The following is a 14,529-nucleotide window of genomic DNA, read 5'->3' as shown; positions in this document are numbered from 1 at the left end:
TTTTTTCATGCGCTCTTTAAAGCGGGAATTTCCAGCGGCTTGCCATCGGGATCATCTTCCAGATTGACCTGCCGGGAGAAAAACCCGTTATGCAGATGCGGCTTGCCCAGATGGATCACAGCAGCGTCTTTCAGCTCAGTGGTCAAAATGTCCCGGATGCGATCATAGGCTTCGGCATCGAGACCATCCAGCGCGCCATCGATGATGATCCATTGCGGCTTTTGCAGAATGAGGCGGGCGAAAGCGAGACATTGCCGCTCGTCATCGGTCAGCACCCGTTCCCAGCGTGTGGCGTAGTCGAGACTGCCGATAAGCCGGTCAAGCCCGGCGCGCTGCAACACGCCCTCCAGCGCTTCGGGCGAGAATTTCTTCAGGTCGAATGGATAGACGATCACGCTCTTCAATGTCCCGGGCGGGAAATAAGGCGCACGCGGCATGAAGGCTACGCCGTCATTGGCTGGCATGCCGATCCGCCCCTCGCCCCATGGCCACAGACCGCCAAGCGCCCGAAACAGCAAGGTGCGTTGGGTTTCGGTGCCGCCGGTTACCAACACCCGTTCGCCCGGCTTGACCGCGAAGGCGCTCTTCGACAGGCGCAAACAGCCATCGGGTGCCGCAATCGACACATCGTCGAGACTGATTCTATCGTCCTCGTTGACGGCCAGATCGACGTGCCGGTCGAGATGACCCAACTCATCCATGCGCAGAATTGCCTGACGGAAAGTGGCGACACGAAGCAGTGTGGCGCGCCAGTCGGCAATGGCACCGAAATTATCCACGAACCAGCGCAGTGAATTATGCACCTGCGTAAACGCGCCGACGGCCATCATCAGACCACCGAAGGTCAGTCCGCCAGAGAAATACACCGGTGCGGCGACCAGAATCGGCGCTACAATGGTGAGCCAGCCATAACCAGCCGTCACCCATGTCAGTCGCGTGGTCGCATAGACGATCTTGCGGATCGCAGCCAGCACGGCGTCGATATCGAGATCGAGACGGCGGCGCTCATCCACCTCACCGCGCGAAAGGGTGACCGAATCGAGATGCTCATTGACGCGCATCAGCGAGGCGCGGAAATCCGCCTCGCGCGCATAACGATTGGCATTGATATTGACGAGGTTGCGCCCGACGATCCATGTCAGCCACGATGCGGACGCGGCATATATGATCACCGCCCACACCATATAGCCGGGAATCGGGAAGCTATAACCGCCAATATTGAAAATAAATCCGCTCGACAGCGACCACAATACGCCGACAAAGCTCAACAGAATCACGGTCGATTGCAGCAGGTTGATACCGAGATCGCAGGATGTTTCGGCAAGGTGGCGCGCATCTTCATGCAGGCGCTGATCGGGATTAATGCCGATCTCGCCCGCATTGGCGAGCCGAAAGGCGCGCCCCGGCACCAGCCATTGACCGACGAGATCGCGCGCCAGCCCTTCACGCATCTTAAGCTTGAACATCTGGTTCAGCCATGTCTGGGCGACATTGAGCACCAGCAATGTGCCCGCAATACCGAAGAACACCATCAGCTGCTGGAAGAACGCCTGCAAATCCTTGCGCGCCAGCGCATCGTAAAACGGCTCGTTCCAGCGGTTGATGGCCACCTGCCCAATCGCAATCAGCACGATCAGCACGAAAATGCCGGTTCCGAGTGCAATCAGCGTGGTGCGCACTGGCGAATTCCAGAAAGCGCCGGTCATCATCGAGACCTGTGAGAACAGATCATTGCCGTCCCGGACCGGCTGACGGGTGAGCAAGCCCTTGATACCAACGCGCTGGGACTTCCCTCGCTTGCGGCTTTTCCTTTGCGCGCTGCGCTTCGGCTGCTTCTGTTCCGGTTCAGACGTCATATTTGCCTCGCCACGTGCCGTTCGCAGATCCCTGTGACGAAATCGCGGGCCATTCGCAACATGCGCATTATGCATATCACGCAAAAGTCAAAGAAAAGCGATGTCTCGTTCGGGCTGTGACTTTAGATCTGTCTTTTCTGGCAGGACCGATCTATTGCCCGTCTTAATAGTAAGGTCGCAACACCTTCAATAAAGAGCGACCATGCGCGCAATCGCTGATACGGCGGCGTTTTAGATAAAAAATACCTAGCGTTGACGTTAAAGCTGCGATTTTTTTTAGCAAAACCATGGCCAGACACACATCCTAGCTCTCTTGTGCTGGTCAAATTTGTCGCATATAGTCCGGCAATCGATTTTTCGGTCGAGTGACTTTGAGACCCGTGCGGCCTGCCGTGCTTCCTGACGATCTCCTGTCCATAAATTCGATCCACAGGGACGTATGCGGAGCATGCGGACTAAAAATTACTATCGTTACAAAGGACATTCCCATGGCTACGGGAACAGTTAAATGGTTCAACACGACCAAGGGTTTCGGCTTCATTCAGCCTGACCAGGGCGGCACGGACATTTTCGTTCACATCTCTGCCGTTCAGCGCGCTGGCCTTGCCACGCTCAACGAAGGCCAGAAGGTCACCTACGAGATCGTGCAGGACCGCCGTTCGGGCCGTTCGTCTGCCGACAACCTCGTCGCAGCCTAAGACATTTTGCCGCCGGATGTTTCATCTGGCTTGTGCACGAATGTGACATGAAAACATTGGAGCGCCGGTCTGACCGGCGCTCTAATTTTTTGGAATCAGAGAAAATTCTCAAGGCAGCCAGTCAAGCGCCACATGGCCCGGATGGGCCGCAACGCGCTTGAGCCAGGCCTGAACCGCCGGATATTGCTGCATGTCGAAGCCGCCCAGATGCGCCTCATGCGTATAGGCATAGAGCGCGATATCGGCGACCGTATAAGTCTCGCCCGCCAGATAGGGCGTCTTTTCAAGCTGTGTTTCCATGACGCCAAGCGCCTTGTTGCCACCGGCGAGCGTTGAGGCCAGACGTTCCGGCGTCGCATCCCGTGCCCGCTCCGGATAGATCATCAGCGCCCGGCGCACGGCCACATGGGGCTCATGGCTATATTGTTCGAAGAACAGCCATTGATAGACAAGCCCCCGCTCATAGGCGTCCTTGGGCAGAAACGGCGTTCCTTCCGCCAGATAGAGCAGCATGGCGTTCGATTCTGCCAGCAGTCGCCCGTCCTCCAGCTCCAGCAATGGCACCTTTCCGTTGGGATTTTTGGCGAGATAGTCCGGCTTGCGCGTTGAGCCGTCGAGCGACGAAACCGTGACATGCCGAAAAGGCCTGCCCAGCAAGGCAAGCAGAAGGCGGGGCTTGTAGCAATTTCCTGAATCGGGTTGGGCGTAAATGGTCAGCATGAAAATCTCCTGTTTCAAAAAACCATATCGACGCGCGGACTGCGTCCTGTCTAATCAGTTTCTTTGAGATATTATGTCAGCAAGACTGATCTATCCGACACTTTTCGCAACACAATTTCGAGAAAACCCGGATTCACCGGCGAAAAGTCAATCCATCTGTTGCGATTCCCGTGCCGATGCGACATAGAAAATCCGCAAAACCGCGCCGTTCCCAGTGCGGTTAACAGAGCCTGCCATCTATGGAGATCTATCATGGCATTTCTCGCCGACGCCCTTTCCCGTGTAAAGCCATCTGCGACCATCGCGGTCAGCCAGAAAGCACGCGAACTGAAAGCCAAAGGCAAGGACGTGATCGGTCTTGGTGCGGGCGAACCCGATTTCGACACGCCGGACAATATCAAGCAGGCCGCCATCGACGCGATCAATCGCGGCGAAACGAAGTACACGCCTGTGGCCGGTATTCCTGAGCTGCGCAAGGCCATCGTCGCCAAGTTCAAGCGCGAAAACGGCCTCGACTATACGCCGGATCAGGTCATCGTCGGCACCGGCGGCAAGCAGATTTTGTTCAACGCCTTCATGGCCACGCTGAACCCCGGCGATGAAGTCATCGTGCCTGCCCCTTACTGGGTCAGCTATCCGGAAATGGTTGCGATCAACGGCGGTACGCCGGTGTTCATCAACACCAAGATCGAAGACAATTTCAAGCTAACCGCTGCCGATCTGGAAAAGGCGATCACGCCGAAGACCAAGTGGCTGATCTTCAACTCGCCGTCGAACCCGACGGGCGCTGCCTATACGGAAGCCGAGCTGAAGGCGCTGACAGACGTTCTTGTGCGTCACCCGCAGGTCTGGATCCTGACCGACGACATGTATGAGCATCTGGTCTATGGCGATTTCGTCTTCACGACCCCTGCTCAGGTCGAGCCGTCGCTCTATGACCGCACGCTGACCATGAACGGCGTTTCCAAGGCCTATGCCATGACCGGCTGGCGCATCGGTTACGCCGCTGGCCCGCTGCAACTCATCAAGGCCATGGACATGGTGCAGGGTCAGCAGACTTCCGGTGCCTGCTCGATCGCCCAGTGGGCAGCGGTTGAAGCGCTGAACGGCACGCAGGACTTCATCCCGAAGAACAAGGAAATTTTCCAGGCTCGTCGCGATCTGGTCGTATCGATGCTCAATCAGGCCAAGGGCATCCAGTGCCCGACACCGGAAGGCGCATTCTACGTCTATCCGTCCTGCGCTGGCCTGATCGGCAAGAAAACCGAAGCTGGCAAGGTCATCGAAACGGACGAAGATTTCGTCACCGAACTGCTGGAAGCAGAAGGCGTTGCCGTGGTTCACGGTTCGGCTTTCGGTCTTGGACCGAACTTCCGCATTTCCTATGCAACGTCCGATGAGCTGCTCGAAGAAGCCTGCACCCGTATCCAGCGCTTCTGCGCCAGCCTGCGCTAAGCATGTCTCCCGAAAATGGGAACCGGTTTCGGGACAAAGACATGCGTAAGAACAAAAGCTTCTGAATAGCGAATGACAGAGGGGCCGCAAGGCCCTTTTTCGTATCCGCACTTTCACGGAAAAACAGCACGTGGCTTCACCCTGTCAGAACAGACAGCTGGAAGGTGATCAGCATTTGTAGTTTGTTGCGGTCAGCCGTCGCGGCCAATAACAGGCGAAAAGCCAAAAAAAAAGCCAGACAAATGTCTGGCTTTGAGTTTTGAAGGTGCCTTTGAGGCAAACCTCCAGAGGGGAACACTCAGCCCGCGCAAATGGGAGGAGGAAACGCGGCGCTGAGATGATTGTTATATGCTCTCTGCTCATCATTTTTGCAATGCAACTTTAGCGCAATGCTGCCATGCATCCTGCGCATAGCTCGTTCAGGCAATTATTTTAAATATAATCAAATTGTTAGCCAAATCTTGCCCGCCCAATGAGCGGTTGGATGCAAATCAGAGCGCCTACGGAACAGGCATCGATACAACCAAACTGCCTGCAAAATCAGCAAATCACCTTCCACTGATTCCCCACAGAAGATGTCATCCAACTGTCATTGCGGCGCATCAGGACTGTCACAAAACAGGCCTAAAAGCCCCGGCAGAGCCGATGCGGGGAGAACGCATCCGGCGTGAAGCGGCCACCGGAGAAGACGGTGATCGCTGCGAACATCTCACAAGCCATGAGGGAGCGCGCCCATGCGGATCGTTCAAATCACCGACACCCATCTCAGCCCGATCAAGACACATTTCAACCCGAACTGGGAACCGCTCGTGGCGTGGATCGAGCAGCAGAAGCCCGATCTAATCATTCACACCGGCGATCTTGCCGTCGATGGCGCCGATATCGAAGCTGATCTCGAATTCTGCCGCAGTTGTTTCGAACAGCTCTCCGCGCCCATCCTCAGCGTGCCGGGCAATCACGACATCGGCCATCTGCCGGAAAGCCACCAGCCGGTCAATGCCGAGCGCCTTGCGCGCTGGCAGCGCCATATCGGTCCAGACCGCTGGGCCAAGGACCTCGGTGACTGGCTGATCGTCGGCCTCAACAGCCTTATCATCGGCACCGGCAGCGAACAGGAAGAAGACCAGTTCCAGTGGCTGGAAAACGTTCTGGAAAACGCAGACGGCAAGCCCGTCGCCGTTTTCGCGCACAAGCCACTCTTCGTCGACGATCCGGAAGAAGGCGACAGCGGCTATTGGGGCATCCGCCCGGTGGCGCGCCAGCGTCTCTATGATCTCTTCGCGCAGTATAACGTGCAGCTTCACGCCAGCGGCCACCTGCACCGGGCATGGAAGGGCGAAGCGTTCGGCACCCGCTATGTCTGGGGACCGGCGGCGGCCTTCATCGTCGGCGCGATGGAACGCGATCTGCCGGGCGAGCGTATTCTCGGCGCTGTCGTGCATGAACTTGGCGAAGCAGCTACCAGCGCCATCGTGCGCATTGATGAACTGACGCCCTACGTGATCGACGATGTGGTGCATGAGGTCTATCCGCATCATGCGGGCGACGGAGAGAAGGTCACGGAAGAGGCAAGCCAATGAGCACGCTTGCCATCCGCGATATCGGGAAGTCCTATGGCGGCAACCGCATTCTGGACGGCATCAGCATCGACGTGGCGGAGGGCGAATTCATCGCCCTCGTCGGCCCGTCTGGCTGCGGCAAGAGCACGCTTTTGCGCATTCTTGCCGGGCTCGACCATGCCGATGAAGGCAATGTCGCACTGGCGGGCCGCGACATAACCGGCGCGCATCCCGCCGACCGCAATATCGCGATGGTCTTCCAGTCTTACGCTTTGTATCCGCATCTGACGGCCGCGCAGAACATCGCCGTGCCGCTTGCCATGCGCGACATGACGACGACCGAACGCCTACCCTTCGTGGGACCGCTGGTTCCCGGCCAGCGCGCCAAGCGCGCCGCGATCCAGAAACAGGTGAAAACCACCGCCGCCAGCCTGAAAATCGACCATCTTCTCGACCGCAAGCCCGGCCAGATGTCGGGCGGCCAACGCCAGCGCGTTGCGCTTGCCCGTGCGCTCGTGCGCCAGCCCGGCGTTTTCCTGATGGACGAGCCTTTGTCCAATCTCGATGCCAATCTGCGCGTTCATACCCGCGCCGAGATTGTCGATCTGCATCGCCGCGCCGGGGTTCCGACGATCTATGTCACCCACGATCAGGCTGAAGCGTTGAGCATGGCCGACCGTGTGGCGGTGATGATGGGCGGCAAGCTGCTGCAAATCGATACGCCCACCGCGATCTATAACGATCCGCGCCATATCGAAGTGGCGCAATTCATCGGCACCCCGCGCATCAACATTCTGGACGCCTTGGTCAGCGATCAGGGCAGTGTCCATTTCGCGGGCCGCCCGATCCTGCAAAACGTCGCCGCCTATGCGGGCACAACGATCCGTGTCGGCATCCGCCCGGAACATTTCCGTCTGCACCCGCATGACAAGACCGGCATTGCCGGAACCGTCTCGCGCATCGAATTCCTCGGCTCCGAAGTGTTGGTTTACCTGAAAGCGCCCGGCTCCGCGCAGGAGCTGATCGTGAAGCTCGACCCTGTCAAGGCCGATCACATTGCACCCGGTCTGCCTGTTGGCCTGTATTTCGATGCGGAAAACGCCTATCTCTTCGGCGATGACGGCGCGCGCCTGCGCCAGCCTGCCGGAAATGTGGTGACCCTCGCACCGGCGGAAAAGGCTCCGGCTCATGTCTGATCTCGCTCTTGCTAGGCCCGGCGCGGTCAGCGCCCGCACTGCCGCCGAAAATGCGCGGCGGCGCGAGGAGCGACTGGCCTGGAAACTCGCCTCCCCCGCCATTCTCCTGACGGTGCTGCTGATCCTGCTGCCGACCGCAGCGGTTGTCTTCTGGAGTTTCACCAATTACGAACTCGGCTATGCCGGTTTCGAATTCATCGGCCTCGACAATTATGTCGAACTGTTTAGCGACCGCACTTTTCTCATCTCTTTGAAGAACACGGCGATCTATACGGCGATTGTTGCACCGGCTTCGGTGTTTCTCGGCCTTGGCGTCGCGCTTCTCATCGAAGGCGAAGTGCGCGGGAAATCGTTCTTCCGCACCGTCTATTTTCTGCCGGTGGCGTCGCTGCTCGTCGCCATGGCGACCGTCTGGCAATATCTGCTGCATCCGACCCTTGGCCCCGTCAATGCACTGCTTGGCATGATCGGCATTACCGGTCCCAACTGGCTCGGCTCCAGCGATACGGCGCTTGTCAGCCTTGCGCTGATCGGCGTCTGGCAAAGCGTCGGCTTCAACATGGTGCTGTTTCTGGCCGGCCTCACCGCCATTCCGCGCGAGCTTTATTCCGCCGCCGAAGTGGATGGCGTGAAAAGCAGTTGGGAGCGCTTTCGCCTCGTCACCTGGCCCTTGCTCGGGCCGACGACGCTGTTTGTCACGACCATCAGCATCATCAATGCGGTCAAGGTGTTCGAAACCGTCAAGACGCTCACCGAAGGCGGTCCGAACAAGGCTACGGAAGTGCTGCTCTGGAGCATCTATCAGGAAGGCTTCGTCTTTCTCCGCGTCGGTTACGCCTCGGCCATGACCGTGATTTTCCTCGCCGTGCTGATCGTCCTGATGCTGCTCCAGTTTCGTGTGCTGGACCGCCGCACGCATTATTGAGGGGACCTCCCATGTCACTTGCCCGTTCGTTTCGCCTCGGTCTTCTCTCGTTCGGCGCGCTGCTTTTCCTCGCGCCATACATCTTCATGCTGTCCACCGCAGCCAAGTCGCAGCAGGACATTTTCTCGTCGTCGCTCTCGCTGATCCCGCAGAACTGGGCGCTTTGGGACAATGTCGCCAAAGCCCTCACCCGCGTACCCATGGGGCTGCTGCTCTTCAACGGCGTTGTGGTCTGTGGACTGGTGCTGGTGGTGCAGGTGGTGATCGCCATTCCATGCGCCTATGCCATGGCGAAACTCAACTTTCGCGGCCAGCGCACCATGATGGTTCTCGTCATGCTGGGACTGCTGGTGCCGATCCACGCAACCGCGCTGCCCTTCTATGTCGGCTTCAACCAGCTTGGCGTGCTGAACAGCTATTTTGCGCTCAGCGCACCGTTCTTCATCTCGGTATTCGGCATATTCCTGTTCCTGCAATTCTTCCGCGCCATGCCCGACGATCTCATCAGCGCCGCCCGCCTCGATGGCATGTCGGAAGCAGGCATTGTCATGCGTGTGATCGTGCCTAATGCCTGGCCCGCTATCACGGCATTCTCGATCTTCTCGGTTGTTGCGCACTGGAACGATCTGTTCTGGCCGCTGATCGTCGTCAACGGCATGGAACGCGCCACGCCGCCGCTCGGCCTGCTCTATTTCCGCGCTGCCGAAGCCGGTGACGACTACGGCGCGCTGATGGCGGCAACGCTCATCATCACCTTGCCTTTGCTGCTGGCCTTTCTCGCCGCCCAGCGCCGCTTCATCGAGGGCATCACCCTGACCGGCCTCAAAGGCTGACCCTTTCGCCTATCTCACATACAGGAGTTATCCATGAAACGCCTCGCAAGCACTTTTGCCGCTCTGGCCATCGCAACCGGCCTCGGCTCGCCCGCTTTCGCAGACACCACGCTCAATGTGCATTATCCGATGCCCGGCTTCTTCAAGGATGTCATGGCCGACATCTCGAAAAAATTCATGGAAGAAAATCCGGACATCAAGATCAACTTCGTCAGCCCTTCCGCCACCTATGAAGAAGGCATCCAGACGATCATGCGTCAGGCTGGCACGTCGGAAATGCCGGATATCACCTTCACCGGTCTCAATCGCCTGCGCGTTCTGGCCGAACGCAATATCGGCGTCGACATGAAGCCACTGGTCGAGAAGGAAAAGGATATGGAAGCGCAGGGCTTCACCGATCATATCCTCAGTCTCGCCCGCGTCGGCAACCGCCAGGTCGGCCTTGCTTTCGCGACCTCCAACCCGATCATGTATTATAATGCCGATCTGGTGCGCGCTGCCGGTGGCAACCCCGACACGCCGCCCACCACCTGGGACGAAGTGATCGCGCTCGGCGGCAAGATCAAGGCGCTCGGCAACGGCAATGAAGGCATCGACTTCCGCTGGCAGGGCGATGACTGGATGTTCTCCGCTCTTCTGTTCGGCGCAGGCGGCACCATGCTGACCGAAGACGAGAAGAAGGTCGCCTTCGACGGACCCGAAGGCCTTGCTGCGCTGAAGCTCGTCGACCGCATGGTCAAGGAAGGCGGCATGCCGGTTCTGACCAAGGCTGCGGGCGAACAGGCCTTTGCCGCTGGCAAGGTGGGCTTTGCCTTCCAGACCACCGGCGCACTGCGCAACACGATCAAGAATGTCGGCGACAAGTTTGATCTGCGCACCGCAAAGATCCCGCTCATCAACCCGGAAAAGGGTCGTCTGCCGACCGGTGGCAACGCGGTCGTAATCCTCACCGAAGACCAGTCCAAGGTCGATGCCGCCTGGAAATTCGCCAAGTTCGCCGCCGGTCCTTACGGCGCTTCGGTCGTGGTTCCGGGCACCGGCTACGTGCCGAACAACGATCTCGCCGCCAAGTCGGATGAATATCTCGGCAAGTTCTACGAAGAAAACCCGCTCTTTAAGGCCGGTCTCAGCCAGATGTCGATCATGGTGCCGTGGTATGCCTTCCCCGGCTCCAACGGCGTGAAGGTAACGCAGACCATCGTCGACGGCCTCTCCCGTCTGATCGAACAGTCCGCCACCCCGGAAGACGTCCTCGCCGACACCGCCAAGGACGTGCAGCGCCTCCTGCCGCGCCAGTAACAGGCAAACGGGCGCTCCGCGTCAACGCACGCCCTCATCCTGAGGTGCGGAGCGGAGCGAAGCCTCGAAGGGTGAGGTGCGGAGCGGAGCGCAGCATCATCCTGAGCCCGTTGAAGGATCGAAGGGCGAGGTCCAGTCTAGGCTCCCTCGCCCTTCGAGACGCCGCCTTCGGCGGCTCCTCAGGATGAGGGAGCTACGGTACGCTCGCTACCAATCGATATCCCAAAACAAAAGGCCGCGTTGGGTTCTCCAAGGCGGCCTTTTGCATACATATGGTTGGGATCAATAGGTCCAGTTGCGTGCCTTCGAAAACAGGAAATCCCTGAACGCGTGCAGCTTGGCGGAATTCTTCAATGCTTCCGGGTAGCAGAAGAATGTATCGAAGGACGGGATTTCCTCCAGTTCCGGCACGAGTTGCACCAGACCGGATTCCTTGTCGGCCATGTAATCCGGCAGCACGGCAATGCCGACGCCACGCTGTACGGCGCGGCGCACCGACAGAAGATTATTGACCTGCAAGGCCGGGATGCGCGTGCTGCCATCGGTGCGGCCTGCCACTTCCAGCCAGTTCAACCCGGTCAGATAGCTCGGCGCCGGTTCGCCGAAGGTCACGATGCGATGCTGGTCGATCTCGTCGATCGAATTCAGTTTGCCGTATTTCGAGACATAGCCCGCCGAAGCGTAAAGGTGCATATGCACTGTAAACAGGCGGCGCTGGATGAGGTCCGGCTGCTGCGGCTGGCGCAGACGCAAGGCGCAGTCTGCGTGACGCATGGTCAGATCCAGTTCCTCATTATCGAGGATCAGTTGAAGCTGGATATCCGGATAAAGCTCGACGAATTCCTGGATACGTTCGATCAGCCAGCCGGAGCCGAGCCCCACCGTCGTGGTGACGCGCAGGCGTCCCGTCGGCTTTTCCTTGCTCTCGGCCAGTTTGGAGCGAACATTTTCCAGCTTCATCAACACGTCATGCGCCGTGCGATAAAGCGTTTCGCCCTGTTCCGTCAAAATCAGCCCGCGCGCGTGGCGGTGGAACAGCGGCACGCCGACATCCTGTTCCAGCGCACTGACCTGACGCGAGATGGCCGATTGCGACAAATGCAATGTCTGCGCGGCATGGGTGAACGACCCTGCTTCTGCCGCAGCATGAAAAATGCGCAGTTTATCCCAGTCGAGCGGTGCGACCACGATTTCCCCCTCGTTACTCCGCTGCTTCGTGCAGCGGTTCCTGTGCGGCCAGCCAGCGCTCGGCTTCGAGCGCTGCCATGCAGCCCATACCGGCGGCGGTCACGGCCTGACGGTAGATATCGTCGGTGACGTCGCCAGCGGCATAAATGCCCGGAACATCCGTGGCGGTGGAATCGGGCGCCGTCCACAGATAGCCGTTCGGCTTCTGCTTCAGCTTGCCTTCGAACAGCGACACGGCAGGCGCATGACCGATGGCGACAAAGACGCCATGTGTATCGACTTCCGTGGTCTCGCCCGTCACGACATTCTTCAGGCGCACACCGGTAACGGTCGCGCCCATCGGAGGCTTGGCCTCGGTACCGAGAATTTCATCGATCACGCTGTTCCAGACCACACTGACATTGGCGCGCGACAGGAGACGATCCTGCATGATCTTTTCGGCGCGGAAACCGTCGCGGCGATGCACCACGGTCACGCTCTTGGCGATATGCGACAGGTAAAGCGCTTCTTCGACAGCCGTATTGCCGCCGCCGACCACAACCACGTCCTTGCCGCGATAGAAGAACCCATCGCAGGTCGCGCAAGCCGAGACGCCACCGCCCATGAAGGTCTGTTCGCTGTCGAGGCCAAGCCACTTGGCCTGCGCACCAGTCGCGATGATCAGCGCGTCACAGGTATAGACTGCGCCGGAATCGGCCTTCAGGCGGAACGGGCGCACCGTGGTTTCAACCTCGGTGATGATGTCGTGTACGATTTCCGCGCCGACATGTTCTGCCTGCTTGGCCATCTGTTCCATCATCCATGGGCCCTGCACCGGCTCGGCATAGCCCGGATAATTTTCCACATCGGTGGTGATCATCAGCTGACCGCCCTGCTGCAGACCGGCAATGACGATAGGCTTCAACATGGCGCGCGCTGCGTAAATCGCGGCGGTATAACCAGCAGGACCTGAGCCGATAACAATAACGGGCGCATGACGCTGTGACATGAGGTTCCTCTCCGGTCCTAAAATCGATTTAAAGCAGCGGGTGCACGACTGACCGGAATCGCCTGCGCACCCGGCCTAACTGTGCCCTGATATTATGGCCAAGGTAGGTCTGCCCTTTTCCGTTTGCAAGGTTTGACGGGCATTTGCTGCGCTTTAGCCACAGCTTGTGACAGTTAGGCGATAGGAAGCGCCTCCCCGCATTGCGACCGGGTCGATCTCGCGTTAAACAGACAGGAAAAACAACGCTCAACTGTCCGCCAATCGCCCCACAAACGGCCGGAGACGACCGCCATCTATAAGACTGTCGCCAACATATGCGCGCGCTTCGGCCTCATCATGGCGGCCGCCATGCTTTTGCCCGCCGCAATCGACTTGCGCGACGGCAGCGACGACTGGCTGATTTTCCTGCGTTCGGCAGCAACGACGGGCGCGCTTTCCGCGCTCATCCTTTTTGCGACGCAGAACCAGTCTGTGCGTTTCACGCCCCGCCTCGGTTTTCTGCTCACGGTCTGCATCTGGCTGACCGCAGCTTTCCTCGGCTCGATACCGCTTTATTTCTCGCATCTGCCGATCAGCTATGCCACCGCTTTTTTCGAAGCCATGTCCGGCGTGACCTCCACTGGCGCAACGGCGCTGACCGGCCTGGATAATATGCAGCGCGGCATTCTGCTCTGGCGGTCGCTGCTCTGCTGGATCGGTGGTATCGGCTTCATCGGCCTGGCGCTTCTGATGCTGCCGTCGCTGCGCGCCGGTGGCCTTGCGCTCTTTCACATGGAAAATTCCGACAAGTCAGAAAAAATCCTGCCGCGCATGAACCAGATCGCGCTTGGCATTATTCTCGCCTATCTGAGCCTGACGGCTGCCTGCATCATCAGCTATTTCATGGTTGGGATGAGCGTGTTCGACGCCATCAATCATGGCCTGACGACGGTAGCCACGGCTGGCTTTTCCACGCATGACAACTCGCTCGGTTTCTACCACGGCAACCGCCTGCTGCTGGTTGTCGCGACGGTGTTCATGATTCTCTCGGCCCTGCCCTTCGTGCTCTACATCAAGGCTTTCATGCCCAAGCGGCTGGAATCGCTGGCAGATCCGCAGGTCAAACTGTTCTTCAGCATCGTCATCGGCTTCAGCTTCATCCTCGCCGTCGTTTTGCGGCTTGGTCTGGACGTGCCTTTTGGCGACGCGCTGATTTCGGCCTCGTTCCATTTCGTGTCCGTCATCACGACCACCGGCTATGCGACCGAAGACTATTCGCTCTGGGGGCCACCCGCTCTCGGCATTTTCTTCCTCGCCTCGTTTCTGGGAAGCTGCGCGGGCTCCACGTCGGGCGGTATCAAGATGAACCGCCTCATCATCCTGTGGAGCCTGACACAAGCGAGCCTGTCGCGCCTAATCGTGCCGCATGCCGTCACCAAGATGCGCTATGGCTCATCGGAAATCTCGGGCGAAATCGCCCAGAACGTGCTGCTCTATCTCTTCCTCTATTGCGCATCGCTGGTGATCGGCGCGGTGCTGCTGGCGTCACTCGGCCTCGACTTCGTATCGGCCTTCACCGGCGCACTGACCGCCCTGTCCAATATTGGCCCCGGCCTTGGTGAAACAATCGGTCCGGTTGGCAATTTTTCCACCATCCAGGACCCGGCTCTCTGGGTGCTGTCTTTCCTGATGCTGGCAGGACGACTGGAGCTTGTGACGGTATATATCCTGTTCACACGCGCTTTTTGGGTGCGTTGACAGAGCTTTAGACGGTTTACACGCCACGGATTCATTTGATATTAGCATGATTAGATTGCGCCATGACGGCGTCAC

The 14,529-nt window shown here is 58.7% G+C and carries 12 protein-coding genes; 8 read left to right on the top strand and 4 right to left on the bottom strand.

The features are described from left to right. Nucleotides 1-5: 5 nt before the first annotated feature. Nucleotides 6-1,856, bottom strand: coding sequence for an ABC transporter ATP-binding protein/permease (locus QLQ11_RS00875; protein WP_121536462.1), 1,851 nt, complete (start codon nt 1,854-1,856; stop codon nt 6-8). 488 nt (nt 1,857-2,344) lie between these two features. Between QLQ11_RS00875 and QLQ11_RS00870 the strand changes: the two genes are divergently transcribed. Continuing rightward, complete coding sequence (locus QLQ11_RS00870) at nt 2,345-2,554, top strand: cold-shock protein (protein WP_109369461.1); 210 nt, start codon at nt 2,345-2,347, stop codon at nt 2,552-2,554. Nucleotides 2,555-2,662: 108 nt separating this feature from the next. Here the strand turns inward: QLQ11_RS00870 and QLQ11_RS00865 are convergent, their stop codons facing one another. Continuing rightward, on the bottom strand, nt 2,663-3,274 hold the full coding sequence (locus QLQ11_RS00865; RefSeq protein ID WP_121536464.1) for a glutathione S-transferase family protein: 612 nt from the start codon (nt 3,272-3,274) through the stop codon (nt 2,663-2,665). Between the two features lie 252 nt (nt 3,275-3,526). Here QLQ11_RS00865 and QLQ11_RS00860 point away from each other — a divergent pair, with 252 nt between their 5' ends. The 6 genes from QLQ11_RS00860 to QLQ11_RS00835 all read left to right on the top strand — a co-directional run bounded on the left by QLQ11_RS00860 (nt 3,527) and on the right by QLQ11_RS00835 (nt 10,541). Continuing rightward, nucleotides 3,527-4,729, top strand: a complete 1,203-nt coding sequence (locus QLQ11_RS00860; RefSeq protein WP_109369463.1) for a pyridoxal phosphate-dependent aminotransferase — start codon at nt 3,527-3,529, stop codon at nt 4,727-4,729. Between the two features lie 734 nt (nt 4,730-5,463). Continuing rightward, nucleotides 5,464-6,309 carry a metallophosphoesterase gene (locus tag QLQ11_RS00855; RefSeq protein WP_283735923.1) on the top strand — a complete coding sequence of 282 codons (846 nt, stop codon included), beginning with the start codon at nt 5,464-5,466 and terminating at the stop codon, nt 6,307-6,309. Then, the gene (locus QLQ11_RS00850) at nt 6,306-7,484 is read left to right on the top strand and encodes an ABC transporter ATP-binding protein (RefSeq protein ID WP_121536468.1); all 1,179 of its coding nucleotides are present in this window, start codon (nt 6,306-6,308) and stop codon (nt 7,482-7,484) included. Before QLQ11_RS00855 ends, QLQ11_RS00850 begins: the two co-directional genes overlap by 4 nt. After that, a complete protein-coding gene (locus QLQ11_RS00845) occupies nt 7,477-8,409 on the top strand; it encodes a carbohydrate ABC transporter permease (RefSeq protein ID WP_121536470.1) in 933 nt (310 codons plus the stop codon). Before QLQ11_RS00850 ends, QLQ11_RS00845 begins: the two co-directional genes overlap by 8 nt. Nucleotides 8,410-8,420: 11 nt before the next feature. Next, nucleotides 8,421-9,242: a carbohydrate ABC transporter permease gene (locus tag QLQ11_RS00840; RefSeq protein ID WP_121536472.1), complete on the top strand. Its 822-nt coding sequence runs from the start codon at nt 8,421-8,423 to the stop codon at nt 9,240-9,242. Between the two features lie 33 nt (nt 9,243-9,275). Then, nucleotides 9,276-10,541 (top strand): ABC transporter substrate-binding protein, encoded by a 1,266-nt coding sequence (locus QLQ11_RS00835; RefSeq protein WP_283735924.1) that lies wholly within the window; start codon nt 9,276-9,278, stop codon nt 10,539-10,541. Nucleotides 10,542-10,823: 282 nt separating this feature from the next. On the opposite strand, the gene QLQ11_RS00830 is transcribed toward QLQ11_RS00835, so the two are convergent. Together QLQ11_RS00830 and trxB are read right to left on the bottom strand one after the other, a co-directional pair. After that, on the bottom strand, nt 10,824-11,729 hold the full coding sequence (locus tag QLQ11_RS00830; protein ID WP_109369469.1) for a LysR family transcriptional regulator: 906 nt from the start codon (nt 11,727-11,729) through the stop codon (nt 10,824-10,826). 13 nt (nt 11,730-11,742) lie between these two features. Further along, a complete protein-coding gene (gene trxB / locus QLQ11_RS00825; RefSeq protein ID WP_109369470.1) occupies nt 11,743-12,717 on the bottom strand; it encodes a thioredoxin-disulfide reductase in 975 nt (324 codons plus the stop codon). Between the two features lie 336 nt (nt 12,718-13,053). Here trxB and QLQ11_RS00820 point away from each other — a divergent pair, with 336 nt between their 5' ends. Beyond that, a complete protein-coding gene (locus QLQ11_RS00820) occupies nt 13,054-14,454 on the top strand; it encodes a TrkH family potassium uptake protein (RefSeq protein WP_109369471.1) in 1,401 nt (466 codons plus the stop codon). The last annotated feature ends 75 nt before the right edge of the window (nt 14,455-14,529 follow it).

This window comes from Ochrobactrum sp. SSR (assembly GCF_030067775.1).
Classification (GTDB): Bacteria; Pseudomonadota; Alphaproteobacteria; order Rhizobiales; family Rhizobiaceae; genus Brucella; species Brucella teleogrylli.
This window is presented reverse-complemented; position numbering and strand designations above follow the sequence as displayed.

Coding starts and splice junctions, on each gene's coding strand:
- QLQ11_RS00860 (WP_109369463.1), top strand. CDS start 3,527: ATGGCATTTCTCGCCGACGCCCTTTCCCGTGTAAAGCCATCTGCGACC.
- QLQ11_RS00840 (WP_121536472.1), top strand. CDS start 8,421: ATGTCACTTGCCCGTTCGTTTCGCCTCGGTCTTCTCTCGTTCGGCGCG.
- QLQ11_RS00855 (WP_283735923.1), top strand. CDS start 5,464: ATGCGGATCGTTCAAATCACCGACACCCATCTCAGCCCGATCAAGACA.
- QLQ11_RS00875 (WP_121536462.1), bottom strand. CDS start 1,856: ATGACGTCTGAACCGGAACAGAAGCAGCCGAAGCGCAGCGCGCAAAGG.
- QLQ11_RS00850 (WP_121536468.1), top strand. CDS start 6,306: ATGAGCACGCTTGCCATCCGCGATATCGGGAAGTCCTATGGCGGCAAC.
- QLQ11_RS00820 (WP_109369471.1), top strand. CDS start 13,054: ATGGCGGCCGCCATGCTTTTGCCCGCCGCAATCGACTTGCGCGACGGC.
- QLQ11_RS00835 (WP_283735924.1), top strand. CDS start 9,276: ATGAAACGCCTCGCAAGCACTTTTGCCGCTCTGGCCATCGCAACCGGC.
- QLQ11_RS00845 (WP_121536470.1), top strand. CDS start 7,477: ATGTCTGATCTCGCTCTTGCTAGGCCCGGCGCGGTCAGCGCCCGCACT.
- QLQ11_RS00870 (WP_109369461.1), top strand. CDS start 2,345: ATGGCTACGGGAACAGTTAAATGGTTCAACACGACCAAGGGTTTCGGC.
- QLQ11_RS00865 (WP_121536464.1), bottom strand. CDS start 3,274: ATGCTGACCATTTACGCCCAACCCGATTCAGGAAATTGCTACAAGCCC.
- trxB (WP_109369470.1), bottom strand. CDS start 12,717: ATGTCACAGCGTCATGCGCCCGTTATTGTTATCGGCTCAGGTCCTGCT.